Here is a 26,288-nt window from a genome sequence, read left to right as displayed (position 1 = left end):
AACGGCGCCATAAGACCCATCCGCTGGACGCGCGGCGTCAGCCGGATGGGCAGGAAAGCATCACGAGAGATCGATAAGGAGTTTTGATATGAAGTTACTGGATGTGAAAGATCTGCGGGTCGAGTTCAAGACCCCGGATGGCAATGTGGTGGCGGTCAACGACCTCAACTTCTCCCTCTCTGCCGGCGAGACCCTGGGGATCGTCGGTGAGTCAGGCTCAGGCAAGTCTCAGACTGCCTTTGCCATCATGGGGCTGCTCGCCAAGAACGGCGTCATCACCGGCTCGGCCAAGTTTCAGGGGGACGAGATCCTGAATCTGCCGGAGCACAAGCTCAACAAGATCCGCTCCGAGAAGATCGCCATGATCTTCCAGGACCCCATGACCTCCCTGAACCCTTATATGAAGGTGAAGGATCAGCTGATGGAAGTGCTGATGCTGCACAAGGGAGTGAGCAAGGCGGCGGCGTTCGAGGAATCGGTGCGCATGCTGGACGCGGTGAAGATCCCCGAGTCGCGCAAGCGGATGAACATGTACCCCCACGAGTTCTCCGGTGGCATGCGCCAGCGGGTGATGATCGCCATGGCGCTCTTGTGCCGGCCGCAGCTGCTCATCGCCGACGAGCCGACCACGGCGCTGGACGTGACGGTGCAGGCCCAGATCATGACCCTGATGAACGAGCTCAAGCGGGAGTTCAACACCGCCATCGTCATGATCACCCACGATCTTGGCGTGGTGGCGGGCATCTGTGACAAGGTGCTGGTGATGTATGCCGGTCGCACCATGGAGTACGGCCGGGTCAACGACATCTTCTATCGCCCGAGCCACCCCTATACCGAAGGCTTGCTGCGCGCCATTCCCCGCCTCGATACCGAAGGGGAAGTGCTGCCCACCATACCCGGCAATCCGCCCAACCTGCTGCGTCTGCCCACCGGCTGCCCCTTCCAGGAGCGTTGCCACCGGGTGCACGAGATTTGCGGCCAGCAATCTCCAGTCCTGACCCCCTTCGGCGACGGACGGACAAGGGCCTGCCATTGGGTATCGGATGCCATGATCAAGGGGGTGAACTGATGGGTACTGACAAGAAACTGCTGCTGGAAGTGTCTGACCTCAAGGTTCACTTCAGCATCAAGAGTGACAAGGCCTGGCCTTGGGCCAAGCCCTCCGCCCTGAAGGCGGTGGATGGCGTCACCCTGCGCCTCTACGAGGGGGAGACCCTGGGCGTAGTAGGGGAGTCCGGTTGTGGCAAGTCCACCTTCGCCCGGGCCCTGATTGGTCTGGTGCCGGCCACCGACGGCAAGGTGGTGTGGCTGGGCCAGGATCTGACCAAGCTCGAGCAGGGGGCGCTGCGGGAGAAGCGCAAGGAGATCCAGATGATCTTCCAGGACCCGCTGGCCTCCTTGAACCCGCGCATGACCATCGGCGATATCATCGCCGAGCCTCTTGTCACCTTCTATCCCAATCTCTCCAGGGATCAGGTGAAGGAGAAGGTGCGGGCCATGATGACCAAGGTGGGGCTTTTGCCCAACCTGGTGAACCGCTACCCCCACGAGTTCTCCGGCGGCCAGTGCCAGCGCATCGGCATCGCCCGGGCGCTGATCCTGGAGCCCAAGATGATCATCTGTGACGAGCCCGTCTCGGCGCTGGATGTCTCCATCCAGGCCCAGGTGGTCAACCTGCTCAAGTCCCTGCAAAAGGAGATGGGGCTCTCCCTCATCTTCATCGCCCACGACTTGTCCGTGGTCAAACACATCTCGGATCGGGTGCTGGTGATGTATCTGGGCAACGCGGTGGAGCTCGGGACCCGTCAGGAGATCTTCGCCAACCCCCTGCATCCCTACACCAAGGCGCTGATGTCGGCGGTGCCCATTCCGGATCCGGATCTGGAGCGCAGCAAGGTCATCCAGATCCTGGAGGGGGACCTGCCGTCGCCGATGAATCCGCCGTCCGGCTGCGTGTTCCGTACCCGCTGCCCGGTGGCGGGCCCAGAGTGCGCCAAGACCCGCCCCATGCTGGAGGGGAACTTCGATCACGCGGTCTCCTGTCTCAAGGTGGATCCGCTCTGAGGGCGAGGGTGTGAACGAGCATGCGGGGCGCCCAGGTGGCGCCCCGTTTTATTTCCATCCGCGGTGAAGATGCCCCTTGGCGCCACCTTTGGAGGCTGTTACTATCCGCCGCACAAGGGGAGTAACTTCTCGCCGGTTTGTCGTCATTACGGTGCACCCATATCCTGCAGTGCACCCGGCAGCCGGGCAGTCGATGAAAATTGGCTGTAAGTGAGACCTTGCCGAGAGGCAAGGTGTATCTGCTCCAAACGCAAACCCACGCCTCTCGGTCGTGGGTTTTGTCGTTTTGGGAGAAGTGAATAATGGGTGAATGGTGGATGTGGACCGGTTTCTTCAGCATAGTGCTGGTCCTGTTGTGGATTGACATCCGCTTTGTCGGCGGCGGCAAGGCGCACAAGGTGTCCCTCAAAGAGGCGGGGATCTGGTCCCTGGTCTGGGTCAGCGTGGCCCTGCTGTTCAACCTGGCCATCTGGCTCTGGCTGGATCACAGTGCCGGGCGCGAAATCGCCAACGAGAAGGGGCTGGAGTTCCTCACCGGCTACCTCATCGAGAAGGCGCTGGCGGTGGACAACGTCTTCGTCTGGCTGATGCTGTTTGGCTACTTCGCCATTCCGGCCGAGCTGCAGCGCCGGGTGCTGCTCTACGGGGTACTGGGTGCCATCGTCATGCGCGCCGGCATGGTGTTCGCGGGCAGCTGGCTCATCGAGCAGTTCCACTGGATCCTCTATCTGTTTGGCGCCTTCCTGCTGCTGACCGGGGTCAAGATGCTGTGGGCCGCCGACAAGGAGCCGGATCTCGCCAACAACCCGTTGCTGGGCTGGATGCGCCGCCGCTTCAAGGTGACCGAGACCCTGGAGGGGGAGAAGTTCTTCGTCTGGCGTGACGGTGTGCGCTATGCGACGCCCTTGCTGCTTATTCTGGTGCTGGTGGAGGTGAGCGATCTCATCTTCGCGGTGGACAGCATCCCGGCCATCTTCGCGGTGACCACGGATCCCTTCATAGTGCTGACCTCCAACATCTTCGCCATCATGGGCCTGCGCGCCATGTACTTCCTGCTGGCCGGCGTCGCCGAACGCTTCGCCCTGCTGAAATACGGTCTGGCGCTGATCCTGATGTTCATCGGGGTCAAGATGCTGCTGCTCGACATCTTCAAGATACCGACCGGCATCGCACTGGGCGTGGTCGCGCTGATCCTGCTGGCCTCCATGGGGCTCAGCCTCTGGGTGACCCGCAAGAAAGTGACCGACCAGAAGACGGTGTAAGTAACCACAAGAAGGGCTCCCTCGGGAGCCCTTTTTCATTTCAGATCTGTGCTTAGCGCTTGATCTTCTTGGGGTTGGTGTAGCCCCAGATGGTGTACATGTCCGCCAGCAGGGCGCCGTTGTACTCCTCCAGATCCGCCTGCTTCACCTCGGCCTCACCCTGACGGCCGAACAGCACCACTTCATCACCGGGTTTCACCCCTTTGAGATCGGTCACGTCCACCATGATGGTGTTCATGGAGGTCTTGCCCACCACGGGCGCCTTCTGGCCCTGGATCAGCACATAGGCCTTGTTGCTCAGCGCACGGCGGTAGCCATCGGAGTAACCGAGCGGCAGGTTGGCGAGCAGGGAGTCGCGCTTGAGGGTGAAGGTGCGGTCATAGCCGACGGTGTTGCCCGCCGGGTAGTGGTTCACCGAGGCGACCTGGGTCTTGAACGCCATCACCTTCTTGTATTCGGTGTAGGAGGGGATGGTGTCACCGTAGATGATGCCGCCCGGGCGTACCATGTCAAAGTAGGCTTCCGGCACTTCCAGGGTGGCGAAGGAGTTGGCGGCGTGTATGGTGAGCTTGCTGCGATCCAGTTTGCCCGCGTCGATCAGCCACTGGTAGTCCAGCTTGAACTGGGCCAGCCCCAGCTTGACGTCCTCTTTCTCCTCCACCGGGAAGTGGGTCATGATGCCGACCGGGGTGATCCCCTTGAGCTTGACCATGGCCAGGGCATCTTCCTTGGCGTCCGCCTGGCGCAGGTCGATGCCGTTGCGGCTCATGCCGGCGGAGTTCAGACCTATGTGCACCGGAATGGTGGTATTGTGGCGCTGGGCGATGTCGGCGATCCCCTTGGCGCTCTCCAGGCTGCCGACCAGCTCTTCCAGCTTGTAGGGCAGGGCCTGTTCCACTTCGGCCGGGGTGGCGGCACGGACCCGCATCAGGCGGCCCTCGAAGCCCTTCTCGCGGGCCACGCGGGCCTCTTCATTGCTGGCGATGCCGATGCAGGGAATGCCCGCCTTGACCACGGAGGGGACCAGCAGATCGATGCCGTGACCGTAGGCGTCGGCCTTCATGATGGCGCAGATCTGCGGGCCCTTGTCGCCGAGACGATCCTTGAGGGTCTGGATGTTGTGCTCGAAGGCGGTCAAGTCCACCTCCAGCCAGGCGTTGGCGGCGGTCTGCTCCTGACCGTTGCGGGTGTCGCTGGCCAGGGGCAGATAGGGGGCGGCGACGGCCTGGCCAGCGAGCAACCCGAAGACCAGGGTCGCGAGCAGGGTTTTCTTGTGCATGGGATGGTTCCTTTTTTATTGTTTCGTTGAGGATGGGCCCGTGTCAGATGCGGGCCGCGGCATGGCTGGGTCAGCATGTTGCTATGCTAATGATATGTTTCACTTTTTACCCAGATGCCGACGCTGCGAGTGTATCGCAATGGCGTCATTTGTGGCACTTGTTGCAGGAAGAAAATATGCGTTTTGAGCTGCGTATTCCGCCCTTGTTGCTCTTTGTCCTGCTCGCCCTTGCCATGTGGCTGGGACGGGGGGAGGAGAGGGGGAGCGGGGTTTTGCTGGTGCTGGCCACGGCGTTGCTGCTGGCGGGGGCCGTGCTGGGGGGCGGGGCGCTGCTGTACTTTCGCCGGGAGCGTACCAGCGTCCATCCAATCCGCTTGCAGCAGAGCCGGGTGTTGGTGACCCGGGGGGTCTATCGCATCAGCCGCAACCCCATGTACCTGGGGCTGCTCTGCTGGTTGCTGGCGCTGGCTTGCTATCTCGGGGGCCCCTGGGTCTGGCTGGGGCCGCTGTTGTTGCTGGGCTGGCTCACCCGCTTTCAGATCTTGCCGGAAGAGCGCGCCCTGCGCGCCCGCTTCGGCATCAGCTATGTGCAGTACTGCCGGCGGGTGAGGCGCTGGTGCTGACCGCCAAACGAAAAAAGGCCCGCAGTTGCGGGCCTTTTGCTGGGTGTCCTTGACTCAAGCCTTGGCGAGTTCGCCCTCGGGCTGGGTCTCTCCCAGGCTGTCTTCGGTCTTGGCCACCACGCTGGCGGCGATGGCGTTGCCCAGCACGTTGGTGGCGGAGCGACCCATGTCGAGGAAGTGGTCTATGCCGAGCAGCAGCAGTATGCCGGCCTCCGGGATCTGGAACTGGTTCAGGGTGGCGGCAATCACCACCAGGGAGGCGCGCGGTACCCCGGCCATCCCCTTGGAGGTGACCATCAGCAGCAGCAGCATGGTGATCTGCTGGGCCATGCTGAGCTCTATGCCATAGGCCTGGGCGATGAACATCACCGCGAAGGTGCAGTACATCATGGAGCCGTCCAGGTTGAAGGAGTAGCCCATGGGCAGCACGAAGCTGGCGATGCGCTTGTCACAGCCGAACTTCTCCAGCCTGTCCAGGGTCTTGGGATAGGCGGCCTCGGAGCTGGCGGTGGAGAAGGCGAGCAGTATGGGCTCGCGGATCATGGCCAGCAGGGTCAGGATGCGGCGGCGGATGAAGAGGCTGCCCATGGCGATGAGCAGCAGCCAGAGGCAGGCCAGGGCCAGGTAGAACTGGGCCATGAAGGTGCCATAGGTGGCGAGGATGCCGAGCCCTTCCTTGGCGACCATGGCGGCGATGGCACCGAACACCGCGAAGGGGGCGAAGTTCATCACGTAGCCGGTCACCTTCAGCATGATCTCGGCGCTGCTTGCCATCAGCTTGACCACGGGTTTGGCTGCATCCCCCAGGGCGGCGGCGGCCAGCCCGAAGAAGAGGGAGAACACCACTATCTGCAGGATTTCGTTGGTGGCCATGGCCTCGATCACGCTTTTCGGGATGGCGTGGGTCACGAAGTCCTTGAGGGAGATGGCGGTGGCGGCCACCCCTGAGCTGGCGCCGTCATCGGGCAGGGAGAGGGAGAGGCCGACCCCTGGCTGCATCAGGTGCACCATCACCAGCCCCAGGGTCAATGACATCAGGGAGGCCAGCATGAACCAGCCCAGGGTCTTGGCGCCGATGCGGCCCACGGTGCGGGTGTCGCCCATCTTGGCGATGCCGACCACCAGGGTAGTGAACACCAGGGGGGCGATGATCATCTTGATGAGGCGCAGGAAGATGTCGGTCAGTATGGTGATGTCACTGGCAAAGGTGGCGGCCTGGGCCGGGGCAAACAGGCGATAGCCTTGCCCGGTAAAAATGCCAAGCAACATCGCAATGAGGATGGCAACGGTCAATTTGTTCATTTTCATGGGGGGACAGTCTCGATATGTGCAGTGCCTGTGCAGGTGGGTTTGGTGCCACCTAAGTCCGTTTTTGTGATCCGGGCCATGGAATCCTGACAGCCGGTATGCTGGCAGCATGCCTAATCATGGAGGGGAAATCCAGCGACTTATATCAGAACTTTATGTTGCAATTAGTTGTATGTGATGTAGATCTTGTAAATTAATTATATTAATCACTGTTTGTTTTCATCTTTGCCAGATAAATGGCTTCCAGGCTCTGGTCGTCCAATGGGGCTCTCCCGAGGGAGAAGATCAGCAGTGCCGAGGTGCGATGCTCTACCTGCATCTCGTCCATGAAGGTATCGGGTTCGTACTCATCGAAGCCGAACTGGGGGCGGGTCGGGGTGACCCTGACCGCATCCCGCGACAGGGTCAGCGACTGCACTTGCACCCAGGCATACCCCTGCGCCAGCGCCATCTCTCCCGCTCGCTTGAGCACGTACTTGCGGGCCGTCTCCCTGTCCACCAGATCGTTGCCCACAAACTCCAGCTGCCAGCGGGTCTCCCCGAGCTGGGTCTGGGAGAAGCCTGTCTGGCCGTTCCAGAAGGACTTTTCGCTGTCATAGGCGGTGGCGCAGCCGCCGAGCAGCAGCGAGCCGCACAGGGCGAGGACGAACAAGAGGGGGGAAGCTTGGTGACATGGTGCTGGCCCTTGGCTGAGAGGAGGTCACTACAGCACAACGGCGCTCATGAGACAATCGCCTGCCAGGGCGTTGCCGCGGAGAGACAAAAAGAAAAGGCCTTGTCGTTTGACAAGGCCTTTCTCGGGGAATTTGGTCGGTGTGAGAGGATTCGAACCTCCGACCCTCTACACCCCATGCAGATGCGCTACCTGGCTGCGCTACACACCGACGGAGTCAGCTCGGCTGACGGGGAGGGAGTTTATGGAGATGCCCCGATCCTGTCAACAGGGGAAATCCCGTGCCGAGATCGTTTGCCTGCTTTGCGAGCAACTTCGGATCAAAGTGCGACCAGTCGCGCATTTTGTCAGCACCCCACCGCCGTCTTGCATGAAAAACGGCCGCCCTGGTGGGCGGCCGTTTGGCGTGACGCTTTCAAGCAGAGATCAGCGGTTGAAGGTGAGCCGCTTGCCCAATACCTGGTCGGTGACCTGACCGTTCTGCCAGGCGATCTGGCCGTTGACCAGCGTCATCTCAATGGTGCTCTGGAAGCGGTAGCCATTGAAGGGCGACCAGCCGCACAGATAGAGCAGGTTGCTGTCGTTGACCACATAGGGTTTGCCGAGGTCCAGCAGCACTAGGTCTGCGAAATAACCCTCGCGGATGTAGCCGCGATCCTGCACCTGGAAGCGCTCGGCTACCGCGTGGGAGGTCTTCTTGACGATAGTCTCCAGCGAGAAGACGCCGTTGTGGTAGAGCTCCAGCAGCGCCTGCAGGGAGTGCTGCACCAGGGGCACGCCGGACGGCGCCTTGAAGTAGCTGTTCTGCTTCTCTTCCCAGGTGTGGGGGGCGTGGTCGGTGGCGATGATGTCGAGCACGTCGTTGCGCACCGCATCCAACAGGGCGTGCTGGTCGGCGGCGCTCTTCACCGCCGGGTTGCACTTGATCTGGCTGCCCAGGGTGTCGTAGTCCGCCTCGTTGAAGAACAGATGATGGACGCACACCTCGGCGGTGATGTTCTTGTCCTTGAGATCCTTCAGATCCGGGGTGGCGGTGAAGAGCGACAGCTCCTTGGCGGTGGTCAGGTGCAGCACGTGCAGCTTGGCACCGTACTGCTTCGCCAGCCCCACCGCCATGCTGGAGGATTTGTAGCAGGCGTCGGCGCTGCGGATGCGGCCGTGCTCGCGCATGGGCACATCCTCGCCCCACTTGGCGCGGGCCTCGTCTTCCAGCACCTTGATGGAGGGGGTGTCCTCGCAGTGGGTGACTATCATCACCGGGCTCTCGCGGAAGATGGCCGCCAGTGTCTCCTGGTTGTCCACCAGCATGTTGCCGGTGGAGGCTCCCATGAAGATCTTGATGCCGCAGGACTGCTTGGGATCCAGCTTCTTGATCTCTTCCAGGTTGTCGTTGGTGGCACCCAGGTAGAAGCTGTAGTTGGCGGCGGCGGAGTTGGCGGCTATCTGGTATTTGGCTTCGAGGGCGTCGATGGTGGTGGTCTGGGGATTGACGTTGGGCATTTCCATGAAACTGGTGGTGCCACCGGCGACGGCGGCCCGGGATTCACTGGCGATGGTCCCCTTGTGGGTCAGGCCAGGTTCCCGGAAATGGACCTGATCATCGATCATCCCGGGGATGAGGTGACGGCCTGCGGCATCGATCACCACGGCATCGGGGGCGCTGATGTCCGGGGCGATGCGGGCGATCCGCTCACCCTCGATCAAGACGTCGGAAGCATAGATGCGGCCTTCGTTGACCAGGGTGGCATTCTTGATAAGCAATTTGTTCATGGGGGGTTCCAGTTCCTTTGCCGATAATCCGGGGTCATAATATCGCAAACTGCACTTTCTCTGTAGCAAGGCCTGAGTGATGAAGTTATTTGTTAGAGATTTGACTGTGATCGATTCCAGCTATCTGTGCGAGCGTCGCGGCATGGTGGGGGAGAGCTGGCTGGTGGACATCGAGATGAGCGGCGAGCTCAACGAGATGAGCATGCTGCTGGACTTTGGTCGGGTGAAGAAGCTTATCAAGTCGATCATCGATGAAGAGGTGGATCACAAGCTGCTGGTACCGACCGAGAGCGCCCTGGTGCACATCCACCCCCTGGACGACGACGAGTGCACCGTGGATCTGCTGCGCCCGGGTCGCTCCATTCACCTGCGCTGCCCGGCCCAGGCGTTTGCCTTCATTCCCGCCCCCCAGGTGGACAAGGAGTCGGTGACCCGCTATCTGCTGGCGGTGCTGGCCAAGCGCTTGCCTGGCAACATCAAGGATCTCTCCCTGACCCTGCGTCAGGAGCAGATCGAGGGTGCCTTCTACCACTACAGCCATGGTTTGAAGAAGCACGACGGCAACTGCCAGCGCATCGCCCACGGCCATCGCTCTCCGGTCGAGATAGAGGTGGACGGGGCGCGCAACGAAGAGCTGGAGCTGAACTGGGCCGAGCGCTGGGCCGACATCTATCTCGGCACCCTGGAGGACAAGGTGGTCCTCTCCGAGCTGGAATTAAGCGATCTGGCCAAGGCCGAGCTGGGAGAGCATCACCTGGGCTTCAAGTACACAGCGCCCCAGGGGCTGTTCCAGCTCGCCATGCCGGCCGCCGAGGTCGAGATGATAGACACCGACACCACCATAGAGCTGCTGGCCCACTATATCGCCCGCGAAGTGAAGAAGCAGGTGGGGGACAAGTTCGTCAAGATTGTCGCCTATGAAGGGGTCGGCAAGGGCGCCATCGCCTACGCCTGATCTCCTTGCAAGCCGCAATAAAAACGAGGCCCCGCATCTGCGGGGCCTCGTCGTTTCAGGGCAATGGAAAAACAGACGGCCTCATCAGGCGCTGAGCCGGAAGCGCTGTACCAGCCCCTCCTGCTGCTCGGCCAGGCTGTCGAGCTGCTGGCTGGTCTCGGCGACCCGCTCTATGCCCTGATAGTTGAGATCCGAGATGTCCGAGATGCGGTTGAGGTTGGTGGCGATGTCGGCGCTGGTGGCCTGCTGCTGCTCGGCGGCGGAGGCTATCTGGCTCGACATGTCGCTGATGAGCACCACTATGCCCTGCACCTCCTCCATGGCGTTGTTCGCCTGGGAGCTCTGATCCACGCAGCTGTCCATCTCGCGGGAGCACTCCTGCATCACGTTGACCGCCCGGGCGACCCCCTGCTGCAGGTTCTCTATCATGGTCTGGATCTCGCTGGTGGACTGGGCGGTGCGACCGGCCAGGTTGCGCACCTCGTCCGCCACCACCGCAAAGCCACGGCCCTGCTCGCCGGCCCGGGCCGCCTCGATGGCGGCGTTGAGGGCCAGCAGGTTGGTCTGCTCGGCGATGCCGCGGATGACGTCGAGGATATTGCCAATCTGGCCGCTCATGGCGCTCACATCACCGATCACCTTGCCGGTCTGCTGCAGCTTGCCCGCCAGCTGATGGGTGGTGGTGATGTTGCCTGCCATCACCTTGCGGCCCATCTCGGAGGCCTTCTCCACGTCCTGCACCCGCTCCAGGGTCTGGTTGGCGGCCTGGGCCACCTCCCGCACCGAGGCTTCCATCTGGGTCATGGCGGCGGCGACCGAGGCGGTCTCCTGACGCTGCTTCTCCAGATCCGCCCGCACCGATTCTGTTGTGTGGCGGTTGTCGTGGGCGGCGCTGTTGAGCTGGGTTGAGGCCTGGGAGAGCTGCCTGAGCACGTCTCCCATCTGCTGGATCAGCAGGTTGATCTGGCTGCCGAGCTGGCCGAACTCGTTCTGGCTCTTGAAGCCGACCCGCTGGGTCATGTCACCCTGGGTCACCTCGGTCAGTACACGCAGCAGCTCTTTCAGGGGGCGGCGTATGGCCTTGCCGAGGGTGAAGGCCACCAGTATGGCGACGAAGATGGCGATGGCGATGCTGATCCCCTGGGTCAGGGTGCTCTGGGTCTGCACCCGATCGGAGGCCTTGATGCTGGCGTTCATCAGCTGCTGGCTCTGGGTGGTGATCCCCTCCAGCTTGTTCTGGATGCTGACGATGAGCTGGCTCGCCTGCTTGCTCTGCTCGCGCATGGTCTGCTGCTGCTTCATCAGCGCCAGGTATTGGGAGAGCACCCCTTCATTGGCGGTGGTGTCGCGCACGAAGCCATGGACGTAGTGGCCCATGTTGTTGTCGAACTCCTTGAGCTCCCCCTGGAGATCCTTGATGGTGCTGTTGAAGCCCTCGATCTGCATCTTGTTGCGCTTGAGCGCCGCTTCGATGGGGGCGGGGATGCTCTGGTTGAGGGCATCCATGGTGGAGAGCTCGATGGCGGAGAGCTTGGTGGTCAGGGTCTCGGAGAGCATCTTGATGAAGCTGTCGTCGACGGTGACCATCATGTCGCCGAGGTTCTTCTTGAACTGGGGCAGGCTGACCTGGAACTGGCCCTTGGCCTGGTTGACCTTGTGCAGCCGGGTGAGCAGGGCCTCGTGCTCGGTGGGCAGGGTCTGGGTCAGCTGCAGGTAGTCAGCCACCAGCTTGCCGAGGGCCGTCATCTCCCCCTGCAATTCGGGGTGCGTCGCCACCTGCTGCCTGAGGGTCGTCAGCATCTTGTCGACCTGACCCTTGGCCTGCTGCAGCTCGGCCACTTCCGCCGGCAGTTGCTTGGGATCCTGCTCGGTCAGCACGTCGGTGAGCCACTTGTTGGCGCTGAGCAGGCTTATCTGGGTCTGGCTGCTGGCGATCACCAGCGGCATGGACTCTTGTGTTACCTGATCCAGGGCATCGTTGAGTTCGCTCTGGCCGCGAAAGGTCAGTACCGCGCTGGCGACCATGACGGCGACCAGGATGGCAAAGCCCAGATAGACTCTCTGTAAGATCGAGAGGTCTGACATTGTTTGTTTCATTATTGTCCCGCTGTCTATGCAAAAGTCCCTTGCCTGAGTACCCCGTCCCTTTGGTACCCTGCATGCCCCCACGGGGAATGCCGCTGGGGTACTCGGGACGTCATCCTCACTATCGGTATTCTTCACAATAACTGAAGTGATTGGGACAACGGCTGTGTCAAATGTCGGCTTGTGTCACACTTGGCGGGCTGTGGCGACATTTTTGGGAGTCGCTTGAGTTTTGCATTGAATTTTCTTTTTCATATAAAGGAGTTACCCATGGCGCAAGAAACCATTTTCAGCAAAATCATCCGCAAGGAGATCCCCGCCGACATCCTTTATCAAGACGATCTGGTGACCGCCTTCCGCGACATCCAGCCCAAGGCCAAGACCCACATACTGATAGTGCCCAATGTGCTGATCCCCACGGTCAACGACGTGGAAGCGGATCACGAGCTGGCGCTCGGCCGCATGTTCACCGTGGCCCGCAAGCTAGCAAAGGAAGCCGGGATCGCCGAGGACGGCTATCGCCTCATCATGAACTGCAATCACCACGGCGGGCAGGAGGTCTACCACATCCACCTGCACCTGGTGGGTGGCCAGCCGCTGGGACCCCTGCTCAGCCTGTGATGCGTCCCGCCTCATTGACCGGCCTGCTGTTGGCCGGTCTGCTGCTGGGAGGCTGCGCCTCCCGCTGGCAAGATCTCTTCGTCTCCTATTCCGATCAGATGGTGCCACTGCGCAACCAGCTGCTGCTGGGTCATGCCGCCGAGGCGCTGCCGAAGGTGCGGGAATCGACCCCGGGGGACGACACCTATGTGCTGGATCAGCTTGAGAAAGGGCGCATCGCCTGGCTGGCGGGTCAGGATGCGATCAGCAAGCAGGGCTTTGCCGCCGCCGACAGCCGGCTCGCCTGGGAAGAGAACCAGGCCCGGTACCGCCTGAGCCAGGGGCTGGCCCAGGCGGGCAGCCTGCTCACCAATGATCAGACCATGGCCTACCGGACGCCGGACTACGAGCGCACCATGCTGCACCACTATCTGGCGCTGAACTACCTGCAACGGGGGGATGCCGAAGGGGCCCTGGTGGAGGTGCGCCGCGCCAATCAGGTGCAGGAGCGGGCGCTCAAGGCGCGGGCCGACGAGGTGCGCAAGGCGAAGGAAAAGAGCGAAGAATCAGAAACAGATGGGGAGATGCGCCAGCTGATGTCGCGCGGGGCACCCGAGCTCGATCGCCTGATAGGCCAGGTGAAAAACGGTTTCCAGAACGCCTACACCTTCTATTTCTCCGGCGTGCTCTATGAGGCGGCCGGGGATCTCAACGACGCCTGGGTGGACTATCAGCGGGGCTACCAGATAGCGCCGGACAACCAGAGCCTGCAGGATGCCCTGCTGCGCCTGGCCCGGCTTCGCGGCTCCGCGGACGAGCTCAAGGAGACCGAGAAAAAGGTGGGTCGCAAGGCGCCTCCACCGGCCAAGGATCGGGGCCAGCTGGTGGTGCTGTTTGAAGATGGCCTGATCCCGGCGCGGCGGGAGATCTTCCTGCCGCTGCCCATCTCCACCTCCAGCGGCGATTTTCGTACCTTTACCGTGGCGGTACCCTATTACGACAACAGGGCCAGCGACACAGGCCCGCTGATGGTGTCGGTGGGCAAGCAGGCCGGGCGGACCAGCTCGCTGGTACGACTCGAATCGCTGGCGGCCAAGGATCTGCAGGAGCGGCTGCCGGGCATGCTGACCCGTCAGGCCCTGCGGCTGGTGGCCAAGGAACAGCTGCGTCGCAGCGCCGCCAAGGAGGGGGGCGATGTGGGCAATATCCTGGTGGGCATCTTCAATACCCTCTCGGAGCGGGCCGATACCCGCAGCTGGCTGACCCTGCCCGCCGAGGCATCGAGCTGGCAGGGAATGGTCCCGGCCGGGGAGGTGCAACTCCAGCTGGGGGCGGGCAGCGCCATGCGCACACTCCCCCTCACAGTGCACGCCGGGCGCACCACGCTAGTCTGGGTGCAGCGCCTCGGCGCGGGCCTGAGCACCCGGGTGATGCCCCTATGAGTGCCCCTTTGGGCAAGGATCACAGACTGACCGGTTCGGCCCCTCGGCCACCGGCAAGGAGAACAAGATGAAAGCACATGGCTTGGCCCTCGGGCTGGTACTGCTGCTGGCGGGGTGCGCCACCAATACGTCCGGCGTGGCGCTCTATGGCGCGGCCGGGGCGGCTGCGGTGGCGGAGCAGCACCAGAACGTCAACGTCACCCTGACCGAACTCAGCCGCCGTCAGCAAAACGGCCTGCTGCAGGTCAACGTGGCCGCCGCCAGCACCCAGCGCGGCGACAACAAGTTGCAATACCTGTTCTATTGGTATGATGACGCCGGGCAGGAGGTGGCCAGCGATGGCCGCGGCTGGACCCCCATCAAGCTGCACGGCTACCAGACCCGCACCCTGTCCGCCCTGGCGCCGAGTCCGGCCGCCCGGGGCTACCGGATTTACGTACGCGAAGTGATTGAGGAATCGAACTGATGAGAATGAACCATGCCCTGCTGATATTGACCTCGGCCCTGCTGCTCGGCGGCTGCTCCAGCACCACAGTCAGCTATGGCGATCCCACCGAGACAGAGACGGTGACGGTGGATTACGGCTCCTCCGACTTGCAGGCCATCGCCGACAAGATGGCGGACTCCATGCTGGCCTCACCGGTCACAGGCGAGATCACCGCAGGGGGCCGTCCCGTGATGTTCATGGACTCCATCCGCAACAAGACCTCGGAGCACATCGACACCGAGGCCATCACGGACACCATCCGCACCAAGCTGCTGCGATCCGGCAAGTTCCGCTTCGTCGACATGAGCAAGGTGAGCGCGGTCAAGCAGCAGCTCGAGTACCAGCAGAGCAGCGGCATGGTGGATCCCGCCTCCATGGTGCGCCTGGGCAAGCAGACCGGCGCCCGCTACATGGTCTATGGCAACCTGGCCAGCATCGTCAAGGACAATGGCAAGGTGAAGGACGTCTACTACCAGATGACCATGAACCTGATGGATCTGGAGAATGGCGAGCTGCTGTGGGCCGATCAGAAAGAGATCCGCAAGCAGGCGAAGACCTCCACCTTTGGCTGGTGAGGCGACCCGGCAGCAGGGGGATCTGGCGGAGCTGAGCCTGTTGGCCAGCCTGCCGGCCCCCTGGCACCAGGGGCGCCTTGAGCCACTGGCGAGCGGCCTGACCAACGGCAACTACCGGCTGCGTCTGCCCTCGGGGCAGAGCGGCTTCCTGCGGCGCGGCCACCCGGATCCGGTCCGGCTCGGCATAGACCGCGCCACCGAGTGGCAGCTCTATCAGGGGGCAGTGGGGCAGGGGCTGGCCTTGCCCTGTCATCACGGCGATCCCGCCAGCGGCCTGATGCTGCTGGCGTGGTGCGACGAGCCGAACTGGGCCGTCTCCCCGCCGCCCCTGGCGACCCAAGCCCCCTTGCTGGCCGAGGTGCTGAGACGGCTGCACCGACTGGCGCTGCCCGCCGTGGTGATGGCGGTGCGGGCTCATGCCGCCGGTTATCGCGGCCGCCTGGCCCGGATCCCTGACTGGCTGCCTGCGCTGGAGCGGGCCCTGCTCGCGAGCCGCGAGCCGGACGACTGCTGGCTCCCTTGCCATCATGATCTCAATCCGGCTAACTTGTTGGGCCACAGGCCCTGGGTCATCGACTGGGAGTATGGCGCCGCCGGTCATCCCGGCTTCGAGCTGGCCAGCATACAACGCACCCATGGCTGGAGCGAAGAGCTGCGGTGCCAGTTGGAGAGCTGCTATCTTGAAGGCAGGGGAGGCGCTCATAAGCTGCTCAATGGCAAGGGATTCCAGGCCGATGCCTTCCTGCCCTGGGTCGATTACATCGGCCTGTTGTGGGCGCTGCTGATGGCGGAGCAACAACCCGGGCCCGACTATCAGGCCCTCATCGACATGAACCGCCAGCGCCTGGAATGAGATAGGCCAGAGGCCAGCGCGACGCTTATTTTCTACGACTTGGAGGCATGCATGGTGACCAGATTCTCATGGCGTCAACCCCGCAGCTGGAGCCTGCTGCTGCTCTGCCTGCTGCTGACCGGCTGCGCGACCCGGGTGATCTACTACTGGCTCGACTCGGCCATCGTCTGGCAACTGGACGACTACTTCTCCCTGGACCGCAGCCAGAAGACCCTGCTGGACAAGGAGGTGAAGGGGCTGATGGCCTGGCATCGCCAACACGAGCTGCCCATCTATGCCCGGGATCTCGATGCCCTGGCGAGGGCAGTGGCCAGCCCCATGACCCCGGCCCAGGTCACCCTGCACCTGGACCGCACCCAGGCCAGCCTGACCCGCACCCTGGAGAACGCCATTCCCCGCACCGTGCGTCTCGCCAGTACCCTGACCGATGCCCAGGTGGCGCGCTTCATGACCGATAGAGTGAAACGCCAGCAGGAGCGCAAGCATGACTTCGCCACCGAGCCCAAGGCGCAGATGCTCAAGGAGTTCAGGGAGAAGATGAGCGAGCGGCTGGTGTTCTGGATTGGCAAGGTGAAGCCGGCCCAGGAGCCGCTGATTGCCCAGTGGGCCGAGTGGCAATACGAGATGATGCCCCCCTGGCTCGAGTTTCAGGAGGCCTGGACCAAGGAGCTGGAGCGGCTGATGAAGCAGCGCCAGGACCCGGACTTTGGCAAGGAGCTGACCCGGTTGCTGCAACAGGGGGACGGCCTGATGGATGGCCGCTTCACCGGTTACACCGACCAGTCACGCCAGCGCACCATACAGTGGCTCAGCGCCCTCAGCCAGTCGATGGATCTCTCCCAGCGCGCCCACCTCTACACCCTGCTCAAGGACTATGCCGAGGACTTCGAGGCCATGACCCGCAGCCGCTGACGACCGCGTTCCGCACCGCAAGGGCGGCAGGCGTCATGGCCCGCCGCCCTTGTCCTTGTGGGGGGGCTATGGTAGTTTGCCCTTTCTATTATTCGGGAATTAACTTTTTGAGCCTGCTGGACAAAGTGAAACTGGCGGCGATGACCCTGCTCATCGCGCTCACTCTGTTGCTCTCTACCGTTTCGGTGGAGGGGCTCAAGGTACCCGCTTCCCAGCACGCCGCCCAGCTGATGGGGGAGGCCGCGGATCCCGCCGACGGCGCCCAGATGAACCACGGCGCCAGCGACAGCGACGACGGTGTCGTCAAGTTCGTCGGCTCCCACCAGAGCCACCTGCTGCGCCTCGAGCACTCCCTGAGCCGGGATCATCAGCCCGGCAGCGTGGTCTACGAGCTGGTCATGAGCTGGGCCCAGCAGGCCATACTGCTGCTGCTGTGCGGTCTGCTGCTCTACGCCGCCCTCTTCTACCCGAGGACGAGCTTTCGCGATCACTTCGCCAGCATCCACCGGCGCCGCCTGCAGCGCCGGCACCTGCAATACCGCTTCTCCCAGAGTTTCCTCGCCTGACCCCGATGGGGTCAGTCTGCCTGCTGTTGCCTCATCTTCTCTCTGTTGCTGTTCACTTTTAGTGAACGGCTAGGCTGTCTTGTTTCATTTTTTTGCACGGTGCGACCCGGCGTCGCCCTTGCCATCGCCTGACAGAGGCCGATTTCATGAGAAAAAAGAGTCATACCATACTGAACCGCATGAGCCCGTGGCAGTACGCCCTGCTGCTGCTGATGCTGGTCACCTTCACCTTCTATTCCCTGCCCACCTTCTTCGGTGAGCAGCCCTCCCTGGGCCTCCATGGCCAGACCCACCTGAGCGGGGCGCAGCAGCGCCTGCTGCAGGAGCACCAGATAGCGCCCCAGAAGCAGATCGAGCAGAAGGAGCGGATCGAGCTGGTGTTCGCCACCCAGGCCGAGCAGCAGCGGGCCAAGCAGTTGCTGGAGCAGCAGGGGGTGGACAGCGCGGCCCTCACCCTGGAGTTTCACTCCAATGCCCCGACCTGGATAAGCCAGCTCGGCGCCGATCCCATCAAGCTCGGGCTGGACTTGCGCGGCGGCTCCCAGCTGCTGATCGGGGTCGATGTGGACTTTGTCATCGACAACCAGACCAAGAACCTGGTGGATACCCTGCGCACCCGCTTCCGTGAGGCCAACCTGCGCGGCGCCAGCGTGATGCGCACCGCCCAGGGGGCCCTGGTCGTCACCCTGCCGGACGTCGACGGGCAGGAGGGCTGGCTCACTATCATCAAGGAGAGCGCCGGCACCCGTCAGGATCAGTGGAAGCTCTCCCGCTCCGGCAATGAGCTCAAGCTGGTGCTGAGCGAATCTGAGCGCACCCTGCTGGTGAACAACGCCGTGACCCAGAACCTGTCGATCCTCAAGAAACGGATCAACGAGCTCGGCATAGTCGAGGCCTCGGTCCAGCGTCAGGGTCAGGACGGCATCCGCATCGAGCTGCCCGGGGTGCACAACCCCAAGCAGGCGAAAGAGGTGATAGGCGCCACCGCGTCCCTGGCCTTCTACGAGGCCAAGGCCGACAGCCGCTTCTTCATGGCGGATCGCAACGGCCAGGCGGTCGGTCTGGCCCGCAAGCCGGTGCTGAGTGGCGAGCACATAGTCGATGCCCGCGCCAACATGGGGGAGATGGGTCAGCCCCAGGTAAACATAGTGCTCGACACCCTGGGTGGCAGCAAGATGAACCAGTTCAGCCGCCAGCACGTGGGCAAACCCATGGCCACCGTCTTCACCGAGTACAAGACCAACGCCGAAGGCAAGCTGCGGGCCAGAAGCGAGGTGATCAACGTCGCCACCATACAGACCGCCCTTGGCAACCAGTTCCGCATCACAGGGATTGGCAGCCTGCCGGAGGCCCAGGAGCTCGCCATGCTGTTGCGGGCCGGCGCCCTCACCGCGCCGCTGAAGATCCTGGAGGAGCGCTCAATCGGCCCGACCCTGGGGCTGCAGAACATAGAGGCGGGCTTCACCGCCCTGGCGTTCGGCATGGCGGGCATGATGCTGTTCATGATGGCCTGGTATCGCAAGTTCGGCTGGGTCGCCATCACGGCGCTCATCGGCAACCTGCTGATGCAGGTGGGGATGCTGGCGGTGCTGCCCGGCGCCGTGCTGACCCTGCCCGGGATCGCCGGTCTGGTGCTGACGGTGGGCATGGCGGTGGACACCCATGTGCTCATCTTCGAGCGGATCAAGGACAGGCTGCGGGAGGGGGGCTCCTTGGCCAACGCCATCGACTTTGGCTATCGCTCGGCGTTTCGCACCATCTTCGATGCCAACATCACCACCCTCATCTGCGCCGTGGTGCTCTATTCCATCGGCTCCGGGCCGCTGCAAGGCTTCTCGGTCACCCTTATTCTGGGTCTGCTCTCCAGCATGATCACCGGGATCTGGGGGACGCGCGCCATCATCAACCCCCTGTGGGGACGCAGCAGCGAAGCACCTGAAGGTGTAACGGGACACACCCTATCAAGATGCGGCTTTGGCGCGCCATCGGCCATGGATATGGCCGGGCGTCCGGAGCAGAACGGGGCCACTTGTTTCGCGGTTGAAAAATCATCGCGTAATAGCCATGCTGGCTGTGCCAACCCGGAGAGAATTATGTTGAGAATGATTGTGGCAATGGGATTGACTCGTTGGCGTTATATCGGCCTGTGGGCCTCTATCGCCCTGACTGTGGCCAGCGTGGCCATCTTGCTGGTGAATGGCCTGACTCTGGGGCTCGACTTTACCGGCGGGATCCTGCTGGAGTTCAATATCCAGACCCTGAAAGAGGCCCATGATCTCAATGCCATGCTGGTCTCCCCGCTGGCGGGAGCCGTGGAACTCAGCTCTGCCGGTGTTCCTGGCGAATGGCTGATCAAGTTGCCCCCCCATGAACTGCCCTGGCCCGCGGCGGATCTCGCCACCATGCTGACCCAGCAGTTGGGGATGCCGGTTGAGCCGCTGCGCACCACCATCGTCGGCCCGCAGGTGGGTGCCGAGCTGTTCCAGCAGGGGATGCTGGCGGTGCTGGTCGCTTCGCTGGCATGTCCGCCTATCTGGCGTTTCGCTTCGAGTGGCGTCAGGCCATCGGCATTCTGCTCTCGGTAGTCCATGACGCCATCGTAGCCCTGGGGCTGCTGGCGCTGTTCAATATCGAGTTCGACCTCAACGTCATCGCCGGCCTGATGGCGGTGATCGGCTACTCGCTCAACGACAGCATCGTCATCTCGGACCGGCTGCGGGACCTGCTCGGCTCACGCACCCAGATGGGGATACACCAGTGTTCCGATGTGGCCATCAAGGCCACCTTCAGTCGCACCATGATCACCTCGGGCACCACATTGTTCACCGTGGGGGCCCTGCTGTTGTTCGGCGGCGATGCCCTGTTCGGCTTCTCCTTCACCCTGTTCGCCGGCATCCTGGTGGGCACCATCTCCTCCATTACTGTGGCTTCCACCGTGCAGGAGCTGCTGGGGCTCTCCCCCCAGGCCTACCAGAAGAAAGAGGAGGAGCTGGCAGAGGCGGCCTGATGCCTTTGCCATTCCCTGAATGCAGAACGGGCCCCACTGGGCCCGTTTTTTTGTCTCTGTGGCTGGGCTAGAAGCCGGAGCCCGGTTGCTGCAAAAATTCGGCCTCTTCCGGGGTGCTGGTGCGCCCCAGGATGGCGTTGCGGTGGGGGAAGCGGCCAAAGCGCTGGATGATCACCTGATGGCGGCGGGCGAAGTCGGCGAATCCCTCGAAGGTCTCCCGGGCAGGGCCGTCCGCCTGCTCGGCCGCCAGTGCCTCGAACAGGGCCACGCTTCTGGCCTGCTGCTCCCGGGACTCCGCATGCTCCAGCGGCAGGTAGAAGAAGACCCGCGCCAGCGGGGAGAGGGCCTTGTCCGCGCCAAGGGACAGGCCCCTGAGGCAGAGATCCCGGGCCTTGGCATCCTGGGCAAAGGCCGCGGGCACGGCGCGATGTATGTTGCGCGGCAACTGGTCCAACAGCAGGATCAGCGCCAGCCTGCCCACCGGCACCTCGGCCCAGTGGGCGAGCTCGCCCTCTGCGGCGGCCTGTGCCAGCTCGCCAAAGCGGTGCGCCAGCAGCGCGTCCGTCTCGCGGCTCTTGCCCCACCAGAGGGGGGCTTGCCGGGCGGCGCGGGGGGCGTCGCCTGAGTCGTCGCCAAACCAGAAATCGAGCAGAGGTTGCCAGGGTTGCATGGGAACTCCTTGGGCCTGGGGCCTTGAGGTGAAACAAGGCCGATTGACCCTGTCATGGGGGGCTGCCGAAAGGGCGGCTTCTCGTTACACTGTGCCATCTTTTGCCCGAAATGCGGAACCCCAGATTAGCAAGGTCGTCGCCAGGCCACCTGCCCGAGGGGGTCTCACCACTGATATAAGGAATGCCTGATATGGCTGGAACCAGTTTGTTGGCCCTGCTCGACGATATCGCCAGCGTGCTCGATGACGTGGCCCTGATGACCAAGATGGCGGCCAAGAAGACCGCCGGTGTGCTGGGGGACGATCTAGCCCTCAATGCGGAGCAGGTCTCCGGGGTACGGGCCGAGCGGGAGCTGCCTGTGGTGTGGAAGGTGGCCAAGGGCTCGTTTCGCAACAAGCTGATCCTGGTGCCCGCCGCCATCGCCATCAGCGCCCTGATCCCCTGGCTCATCACCCCCTTGCTGATGCTGGGGGGCGCCTACCTCTGCTTCGAGGGGGCCGAGAAGCTGGCCCACAAGTTCCTGCCCCACGACAGCGGTGAGGCGGCCTCGTCAGCGCAGGCGATCCCGGACGATCTGGAGGCCTTCGAGCAGCAGAAGATAAAGGGGGCCATTCGCACCGACTTCATCCTCTCAGCCGAGATCATCGTCATCGCCCTCGGCACAGTGCAGGGCTCGAGCCTGGGCCTGCAGATCGCCGTGGTGGCGGGCATAGCCCTGCTGATGACGGTGGGGGTCTACGGCCTGGTGGGGCTCATCGTCAAGCTCGACGACATAGGCCTGCACCTGTTGCAAAAACCCGATGCCGGCGTCCTGCGCCGGGCAGTGGGGCGGGGGCTGCTGGTAACGGCGCCCCGGCTGATGCACCTGCTGGCCCTGGTCGGCACCATCGCCATGTTCATGGTGGGGGGCGGCATTCTGGTCCACGGCTGGCCCTTTGCCCATCACCTCATCGAGGGGGTGGCCGCCAGTCTGGCACCCCTGGCCGGGGGCGCCGTGCTGGCCGCGGTGACGCCGACTCTGCTGAGCGCCCTGGTGGGAGTGGTGGCCGGTCTGCTGCTGGTGCTGGCCATGACCCTGGTGGGCAAGCTGACCCCCGCGAAGTAGTAACGGCGGCCGCTCAGGAATCGTCCCCTGCCGACAGGGGGCGTCGCAGGCCGGATCTGCTGTTTGTTGACCAGAATGGGGGCTAGGCAAGGGCTGGCCCCCTTCGTACTATTTGGCGGCCACTGCCCACAGAGGCGGGGCGCCCACATGGACGCAAACAGACAAGGACAGTTATGACCAACACCCTTTGGCAGGATGATCACATCTATGCCGCCCCCGATTGCCCAGCCATCGACGCCGACTTCCAGCGCGCCGCAGAGACCCTGACCGAGATCGCCAACCTGCTGGCAAGCCTGCCAGAGACCCGGGACATCAATGCCTTGCGCCACCTGCTCAGGGCCATCCGCCGCCAGGCCAATGCCGTGAAAGCCCAAGCCTGGAACAGCCAGACCTTCGCCTACAACAGGCTTAGCCGCAACGGCCGCGACGAGGCCGCCCGGGTGCTGCTATCCCGTGGCCAGCAGTTGCAGGCGAGGCTGGCCCAGCTCGTCAAGCCGGTGGCCCTGTTCTGGCTGAATGCCCCCGAGGATCAGGTGCGGGCCCTGCTGCAGGATCCCGAGCTGTTCGAGCTGGCCTACCTCATTCGCCACGATCGCCGGTTGCAGGATCAGGCCCTCTCCCTCGAGAGCGAGCAGTTGATCGAGGGATTGGCGGTGGACGGCCTGCAAGCCTGGGGGGACCTCTACGACAGCCTGGTGGCCAGGCTCAGGCCAGTGGTTGCGGGGGAGCCCATGGGGCTGGCCCAGGCGGACAACTTGCTCGCCCACCCGGACAGGGCGCGGCGCGCCAGCGCCTGGCACGGCATTCAGGCCGCCTGGGCCGGGGAGCAGGAGACGGTGGCCGCCATCCTCAACGCCATCAACGGCTGGCGCAACGAGCTGGCGGCCCAGCGCGGCAAGGGGCGGCGGCTCGATGCTCTGGATCTCTCCTGTCATCAGGGGCACCTGGAGCGCGCCACCCTGGAGACCCTGATGACGCAGGCCGAGGCCCACAAGGCGCTCGGCAGGCGGGCCCTGCGAGCCATGGCCTGTGCCCAGGGGATAACGGATTTCGCCCCCTGGGATCTCTATGCCCCGGCGCCTTATGGGGCGCAGGCCAGCGTTGGTTTCGGACAGGCGCTGACGCTGGTGGCCGATGCCTTCGCCGCCTTCGATCCCGAGATGGGGGACTTCGCCCGCATGATGGCGGATCGGGGCTGGATAGATGCCGCGCCGAGCGACAACAGGCGCAGCGGCGCCTATTGCACCGAGTATGCCGACCCCGCCGAGCCCCGGGTCTTCCTCACCTTCGAGGGCACCATGGACAACGTCATCACCCTGGCCCACGAGCTCGGCCACGCCTGGCACAGCTGGCTGTTGCGGGACGCGCCACTGGCGCAGCGCGACTACCCCAAGACGCTGGCCGAGACCGCCTCGCTGTTTGCCGAGACCCTGGTGCGGGAGGCCCTGCTCGCCCGTGCGCAGACCCGCGAACAGCGCCTGGCCATCGCCTGGATGGACGGGGAGCGGGTCGCGAGCCTGCTGCTCGACGTTCCCTCCCGCTTCCACTTCGAGCGGGCGCTGGTGGCAGGCCGGGCCGAAGGGTATCTGGGGGCGGGCCAGCTGAGGGCCATGATGAAATCCGCGAAGCAGCAGTGGTATGGTGACAGCCTCAGCGAATATGACGAGCTGTTCTGGGCCAGCAAGGGCCACTTCTCCATCGCCGATCTCGGGTTCTATAACTACCCCTATCTGTTTGGCTACCTGTTCAGCCTGGGACTCTATGCCCAGAAGGAGCGGGTCGGTGCCGACTTCGTGCCGGCCTATCGGGCGCTGCTCGCCGACACCGGCCGCATGAGCGCCGAGAGCCTGGTGGAGAAGCACCTGGGGGTCGACATTCGCGAGCCCGCGTTCTGGCAAGAGAGTCTGCGCTATGTCGAGGACGCTGTGGTGCGCCTCGAGCGGCTGGTGTAGTCGCCCGTGTTTGATCCGGCTGGTGTCGCCGCCAGCCTTGGTATTCCTGTTCGTGGCCCTGGGGCCACCCCTGTTTCACGACGGGCCGGACCCGTCTCTGACAATGAGCGTTCGATGCAACAACGAGTCTACCCACAGCAGTGGCAAAATCAGCACATCTACCCCTCCCTCGACAGCAGCGTACTGGAAGCGGACATGAGCCTGGCCCGCGCCAGCCTCGCCGAGCTGGCGGTCTTTATCGACGGCCTGGGCCCGCTGCGTGATCAGGGCGCCGCCCTGCAGGATGGCTTGCGGGAGGTGCGGCTGCGGGCCCGGCGTATCCGCGAGATCGGTTGGAACATCGCCGTGCTGGCGGCCTGCACGGGGAGCCAGGATGCCCGGGATCCCCTGGCCAAGCAGCTGGCCTCCCGGGCCCGGGCCCTCAATGCGGACCTGTTCAAGACGCTGGCGCCCATCGAAGATCTGATGCTGGGGCTGCCCGAGGCCGAGTTCGGGCAACTGATGCAGGATCCCCTGCTCGGGGAGGAGGAGTACCGACTGCGCCACGAGCGCCGCTTGCAGGATCAACGGCTGCCGGTGGAGGCGGAGCAGCTGGTCATCGGCCTTGGCACCGACGGCCTGCACGCCTGGGGCAACCTCTACAACGATCTGGTGGGCAAGATCCGGGTGCAGGTAGCCGGCCAGGAGCGGGGGCTGGCAGAGGCGAGCAACCTGCTCTCCAGCCCGGATCGGGCGCAGCGCAAAGAGGCCTTCGACGCCATCAGCGCCGGCTGGGAGGGGGAGCAGGAGACGGTGGCCGCCATCCTCAACGCCCTCAACGGCTGGCGCCTGGAACTGGCTCGCCAGCGCGGCAGGGTGCGGACCCTGGATGCCCTGGATCTCTCCTGCCACCAGAGCCACATCGAGCGGGCGACCCTGGATACCCTGATGCAAGAGACCTGGCAGGCGCGGGGGCTGGGCCAGCGGGCCCTGGGGCTGATGGCCCGGCGGCTCGGCATAGAGGAGCTGGGGCCTGAGGATCTGTTCGCGCCGCCCCCGGCGAGCAGCCACCGCAGCATACCGTTCGAGGAGGCGATCGAGATCATCGCACTGGCCTTTGCCGGTTTCGATCCCGAGATGGGGGCGTTTGCCCGCATGATGGCCGAGCGCGGCTGGATTGATGCCGCCCCCACCCCGAACCGGCGCACCGGGGCTTACTGCACCAAGTTTGCGGATCCGGTGGAGCCGCGGGTCTTCATCACCTATGCCGGCACCATGGACAACGTCATCACCCTGGCTCACGAGCTGGGGCACGCCTGGCACAACTGGCTGATCCGGGACTTGCCCATGAGCCAGCGCAGCTACCCCATGACGCTCGCCGAGACAGCCTCCATCTTCGCCGAGACGCTAGTGCGCAGCGCCCTGTTCGAGCAGGCCCGAAGCGCCGAGGAGCGCCAGGCCATCGCCTGGGCGGAAGCCGACGGCGCCGCCACCTTCCTGGTCAACATCCCGGCCCGCTTTGACTTCGAGCAGGCCCTGGTGGCCGAGCGCGAGCAGGGCTATGTGTCATCTGCCCGGCTCAAGGCGCTCACCGACGAGGCCTGGGGGCGCTGGTATGAAGAGAGCCTTGGCCGCTATCACCCCATGTTCTGGGCCGCCAAGGCGCACTTCTCCATCGCGGGCTTCGGTTTCTACAACTACCCCTACCTCTTTGGCTACCTGTTCAGCCTCGGGGTCTATCAGCAGCTGATGAGCCGCAAGGGGGCAGGGGAGGCGAACGTGGCCGAGGCCTATCGCGCCCTGCTGCGAGACACTGGCCGCATGAGCGCCGAGGATCTGGTCGCAAAACACCTGGGGCAGGATATCCGCGAGGCGGCCTTCTGGCAGGGGAGCCTGGCCCTGGTGGCGGCGGCGGTGGATCGTTTCGAGCAGACCCAGAGCTGAGACCGGGCGTGGGCAGGGGCGCCGTGGATGCCTCGTCAGGGGCCTGGCGCCCCTTTTCCCCTGCCGAATGCGCCCAAAGGGGGTGGAAAAAGGATTTTCCGGCGGCGGGGGGCGTGATCCAAAGCAAGAAAGTGCGATGTTTTGGTGGCGCCTCGGCCGTTCGCTGGGGTAGTTTC

At 63.7% G+C, this 26,288-nt stretch carries 21 protein-coding genes, 1 tRNA gene and 2 pseudogenes; 17 read left to right on the top strand and 7 right to left on the bottom strand.

Annotated elements, in window-relative coordinates:
• Positions 1 to 88: 88 nt before the first annotated feature.
• The 3 genes from ACF2JD_RS01415 to ACF2JD_RS01405 all read left to right on the top strand — a co-directional run bounded on the left by ACF2JD_RS01415 (position 89) and on the right by ACF2JD_RS01405 (position 3,326).
• Positions 89 to 1,069, top strand: coding sequence for an ABC transporter ATP-binding protein (locus ACF2JD_RS01415; protein ID WP_440986608.1), 981 nt, complete (start codon positions 89 to 91; stop codon positions 1,067 to 1,069).
• The gene (gene oppF / locus ACF2JD_RS01410) at positions 1,069 to 2,064 is read left to right on the top strand and encodes a murein tripeptide/oligopeptide ABC transporter ATP binding protein OppF (protein WP_106887186.1); all 996 of its coding nucleotides are present in this window, start codon (positions 1,069 to 1,071) and stop codon (positions 2,062 to 2,064) included. The genes ACF2JD_RS01415 and oppF overlap by 1 nt, the downstream gene beginning before the upstream one ends.
• A 302-nt stretch (positions 2,065 to 2,366) precedes the next feature.
• Complete coding sequence (locus ACF2JD_RS01405) at positions 2,367 to 3,326, top strand: TerC family protein (RefSeq protein WP_139744901.1); 960 nt, start codon at positions 2,367 to 2,369, stop codon at positions 3,324 to 3,326.
• A 52-nt stretch (positions 3,327 to 3,378) separates the two neighbouring features.
• On the opposite strand, the gene alr is transcribed toward ACF2JD_RS01405, so the two are convergent.
• Positions 3,379 to 4,605 carry an alanine racemase gene (gene alr, locus ACF2JD_RS01400; RefSeq protein ID WP_440986607.1) on the bottom strand — a complete coding sequence of 409 codons (1,227 nt, stop codon included), beginning with the start codon at positions 4,603 to 4,605 and terminating at the stop codon, positions 3,379 to 3,381.
• 176 nt (positions 4,606 to 4,781) lie between these two features.
• Here alr and ACF2JD_RS01395 point away from each other — a divergent pair, with 176 nt between their 5' ends.
• Positions 4,782 to 5,228, top strand: a complete 447-nt coding sequence (locus tag ACF2JD_RS01395; protein ID WP_440986606.1) for a methyltransferase — start codon at positions 4,782 to 4,784, stop codon at positions 5,226 to 5,228.
• A 54-nt stretch (positions 5,229 to 5,282) separates the two neighbouring features.
• Here ACF2JD_RS01395 and ACF2JD_RS01390 read toward each other — a convergent pair whose 3' ends face one another.
• The 4 genes from ACF2JD_RS01390 to ACF2JD_RS01375 all read right to left on the bottom strand — a co-directional run bounded on the left by ACF2JD_RS01390 (position 5,283) and on the right by ACF2JD_RS01375 (position 8,979).
• Positions 5,283 to 6,536, bottom strand: coding sequence for a dicarboxylate/amino acid:cation symporter (locus tag ACF2JD_RS01390; protein ID WP_162520068.1), 1,254 nt, complete (start codon positions 6,534 to 6,536; stop codon positions 5,283 to 5,285).
• A 202-nt stretch (positions 6,537 to 6,738) separates the two neighbouring features.
• Positions 6,739 to 7,188: a CC0125/CC1285 family lipoprotein gene (locus ACF2JD_RS01385; RefSeq protein ID WP_440986605.1), complete on the bottom strand. Its 450-nt coding sequence runs from the start codon at positions 7,186 to 7,188 to the stop codon at positions 6,739 to 6,741.
• A 155-nt stretch (positions 7,189 to 7,343) separates the two neighbouring features.
• Positions 7,344 to 7,420, bottom strand: a tRNA-Pro gene (locus tag ACF2JD_RS01380).
• 215 nt (positions 7,421 to 7,635) lie between these two features.
• Positions 7,636 to 8,979, bottom strand: coding sequence for a dihydroorotase (locus tag ACF2JD_RS01375; protein WP_106887180.1), 1,344 nt, complete (start codon positions 8,977 to 8,979; stop codon positions 7,636 to 7,638).
• A gap of 79 nt (positions 8,980 to 9,058) precedes the next feature.
• Here ACF2JD_RS01375 and ACF2JD_RS01370 point away from each other — a divergent pair, with 79 nt between their 5' ends.
• Positions 9,059 to 9,934: a 6-carboxytetrahydropterin synthase gene (locus ACF2JD_RS01370; RefSeq protein WP_440986604.1), complete on the top strand. Its 876-nt coding sequence runs from the start codon at positions 9,059 to 9,061 to the stop codon at positions 9,932 to 9,934.
• A gap of 84 nt (positions 9,935 to 10,018) precedes the next feature.
• Here ACF2JD_RS01370 and ACF2JD_RS01365 read toward each other — a convergent pair whose 3' ends face one another.
• A complete protein-coding gene (locus tag ACF2JD_RS01365; RefSeq protein ID WP_440986603.1) occupies positions 10,019 to 12,031 on the bottom strand; it encodes a methyl-accepting chemotaxis protein in 2,013 nt (670 codons plus the stop codon).
• A gap of 258 nt (positions 12,032 to 12,289) precedes the next feature.
• On the opposite strand from ACF2JD_RS01365, the gene hinT reads away from it, so the two are divergent.
• From hinT to secF, 9 genes and pseudogenes are all read left to right on the top strand, one after another.
• Complete coding sequence (gene hinT, locus ACF2JD_RS01360; protein ID WP_440986602.1) at positions 12,290 to 12,640, top strand: purine nucleoside phosphoramidase; 351 nt, start codon at positions 12,290 to 12,292, stop codon at positions 12,638 to 12,640.
• A complete protein-coding gene (locus tag ACF2JD_RS01355) occupies positions 12,640 to 14,061 on the top strand; it encodes a COG3014 family protein (protein ID WP_440986601.1) in 1,422 nt (473 codons plus the stop codon). Before hinT ends, ACF2JD_RS01355 begins: the two co-directional genes overlap by 1 nt.
• Positions 14,062 to 14,128: 67 nt before the next feature.
• On the top strand, positions 14,129 to 14,527 hold the full coding sequence (locus tag ACF2JD_RS01350) for a YcfL family protein (RefSeq protein WP_106887119.1): 399 nt from the start codon (positions 14,129 to 14,131) through the stop codon (positions 14,525 to 14,527).
• Positions 14,527 to 15,123 carry a penicillin-binding protein activator LpoB gene (gene lpoB, locus ACF2JD_RS01345; protein WP_411668842.1) on the top strand — a complete coding sequence of 199 codons (597 nt, stop codon included), beginning with the start codon at positions 14,527 to 14,529 and terminating at the stop codon, positions 15,121 to 15,123. Before ACF2JD_RS01350 ends, lpoB begins: the two co-directional genes overlap by 1 nt.
• Positions 15,113 to 15,976 carry a phosphotransferase gene (locus tag ACF2JD_RS01340; RefSeq protein ID WP_440986600.1) on the top strand — a complete coding sequence of 288 codons (864 nt, stop codon included), beginning with the start codon at positions 15,113 to 15,115 and terminating at the stop codon, positions 15,974 to 15,976. The genes lpoB and ACF2JD_RS01340 overlap by 11 nt, the downstream gene beginning before the upstream one ends.
• Before the next feature lie 51 nt (positions 15,977 to 16,027).
• Positions 16,028 to 16,888 (top strand): DUF6279 family lipoprotein, encoded by an 861-nt coding sequence (locus ACF2JD_RS01335; protein WP_106887116.1) that lies wholly within the window; start codon positions 16,028 to 16,030, stop codon positions 16,886 to 16,888.
• A 68-nt stretch (positions 16,889 to 16,956) separates the two neighbouring features.
• A complete protein-coding gene (locus ACF2JD_RS01330; protein WP_168234814.1) occupies positions 16,957 to 17,454 on the top strand; it encodes a hypothetical protein in 498 nt (165 codons plus the stop codon).
• 146 nt (positions 17,455 to 17,600) lie between these two features.
• Positions 17,601 to 19,382: pseudogene (gene secD / locus ACF2JD_RS01325) on the top strand (protein translocase subunit SecD); the annotation flags it as partial.
• A 165-nt stretch (positions 19,383 to 19,547) separates the two neighbouring features.
• Positions 19,548 to 20,461, top strand: a pseudogene (gene secF / locus ACF2JD_RS01320) (protein translocase subunit SecF).
• A gap of 67 nt (positions 20,462 to 20,528) precedes the next feature.
• Here secF and ACF2JD_RS01315 read toward each other — a convergent pair.
• Positions 20,529 to 21,131 carry a DUF924 family protein gene (locus ACF2JD_RS01315; RefSeq protein WP_163149149.1) on the bottom strand — a complete coding sequence of 201 codons (603 nt, stop codon included), beginning with the start codon at positions 21,129 to 21,131 and terminating at the stop codon, positions 20,529 to 20,531.
• Positions 21,132 to 21,322: 191 nt separating this feature from the next.
• Between ACF2JD_RS01315 and ACF2JD_RS01310 the strand changes: the two genes are divergently transcribed.
• The 3 genes from ACF2JD_RS01310 to ACF2JD_RS01300 all read left to right on the top strand — a co-directional run bounded on the left by ACF2JD_RS01310 (position 21,323) and on the right by ACF2JD_RS01300 (position 26,112).
• Positions 21,323 to 22,237, top strand: a complete 915-nt coding sequence (locus ACF2JD_RS01310; RefSeq protein ID WP_106887111.1) for a DUF808 domain-containing protein — start codon at positions 21,323 to 21,325, stop codon at positions 22,235 to 22,237.
• Between the two features lie 173 nt (positions 22,238 to 22,410).
• Positions 22,411 to 24,189: a M3 family metallopeptidase gene (locus ACF2JD_RS01305; protein ID WP_440986599.1), complete on the top strand. Its 1,779-nt coding sequence runs from the start codon at positions 22,411 to 22,413 to the stop codon at positions 24,187 to 24,189.
• Between the two features lie 114 nt (positions 24,190 to 24,303).
• Positions 24,304 to 26,112, top strand: a complete 1,809-nt coding sequence (locus ACF2JD_RS01300) for a M3 family metallopeptidase (RefSeq protein ID WP_440986598.1) — start codon at positions 24,304 to 24,306, stop codon at positions 26,110 to 26,112.
• Positions 26,113 to 26,288 lie beyond the last annotated feature (176 nt).

Source organism: Aeromonas ichthyocola, assembly GCF_046087985.1.
GTDB classification, from domain to species: Bacteria; Pseudomonadota; Gammaproteobacteria; order Enterobacterales; family Aeromonadaceae; genus Aeromonas; species Aeromonas rivipollensis.
This window is presented reverse-complemented; position numbering and strand designations above follow the sequence as displayed.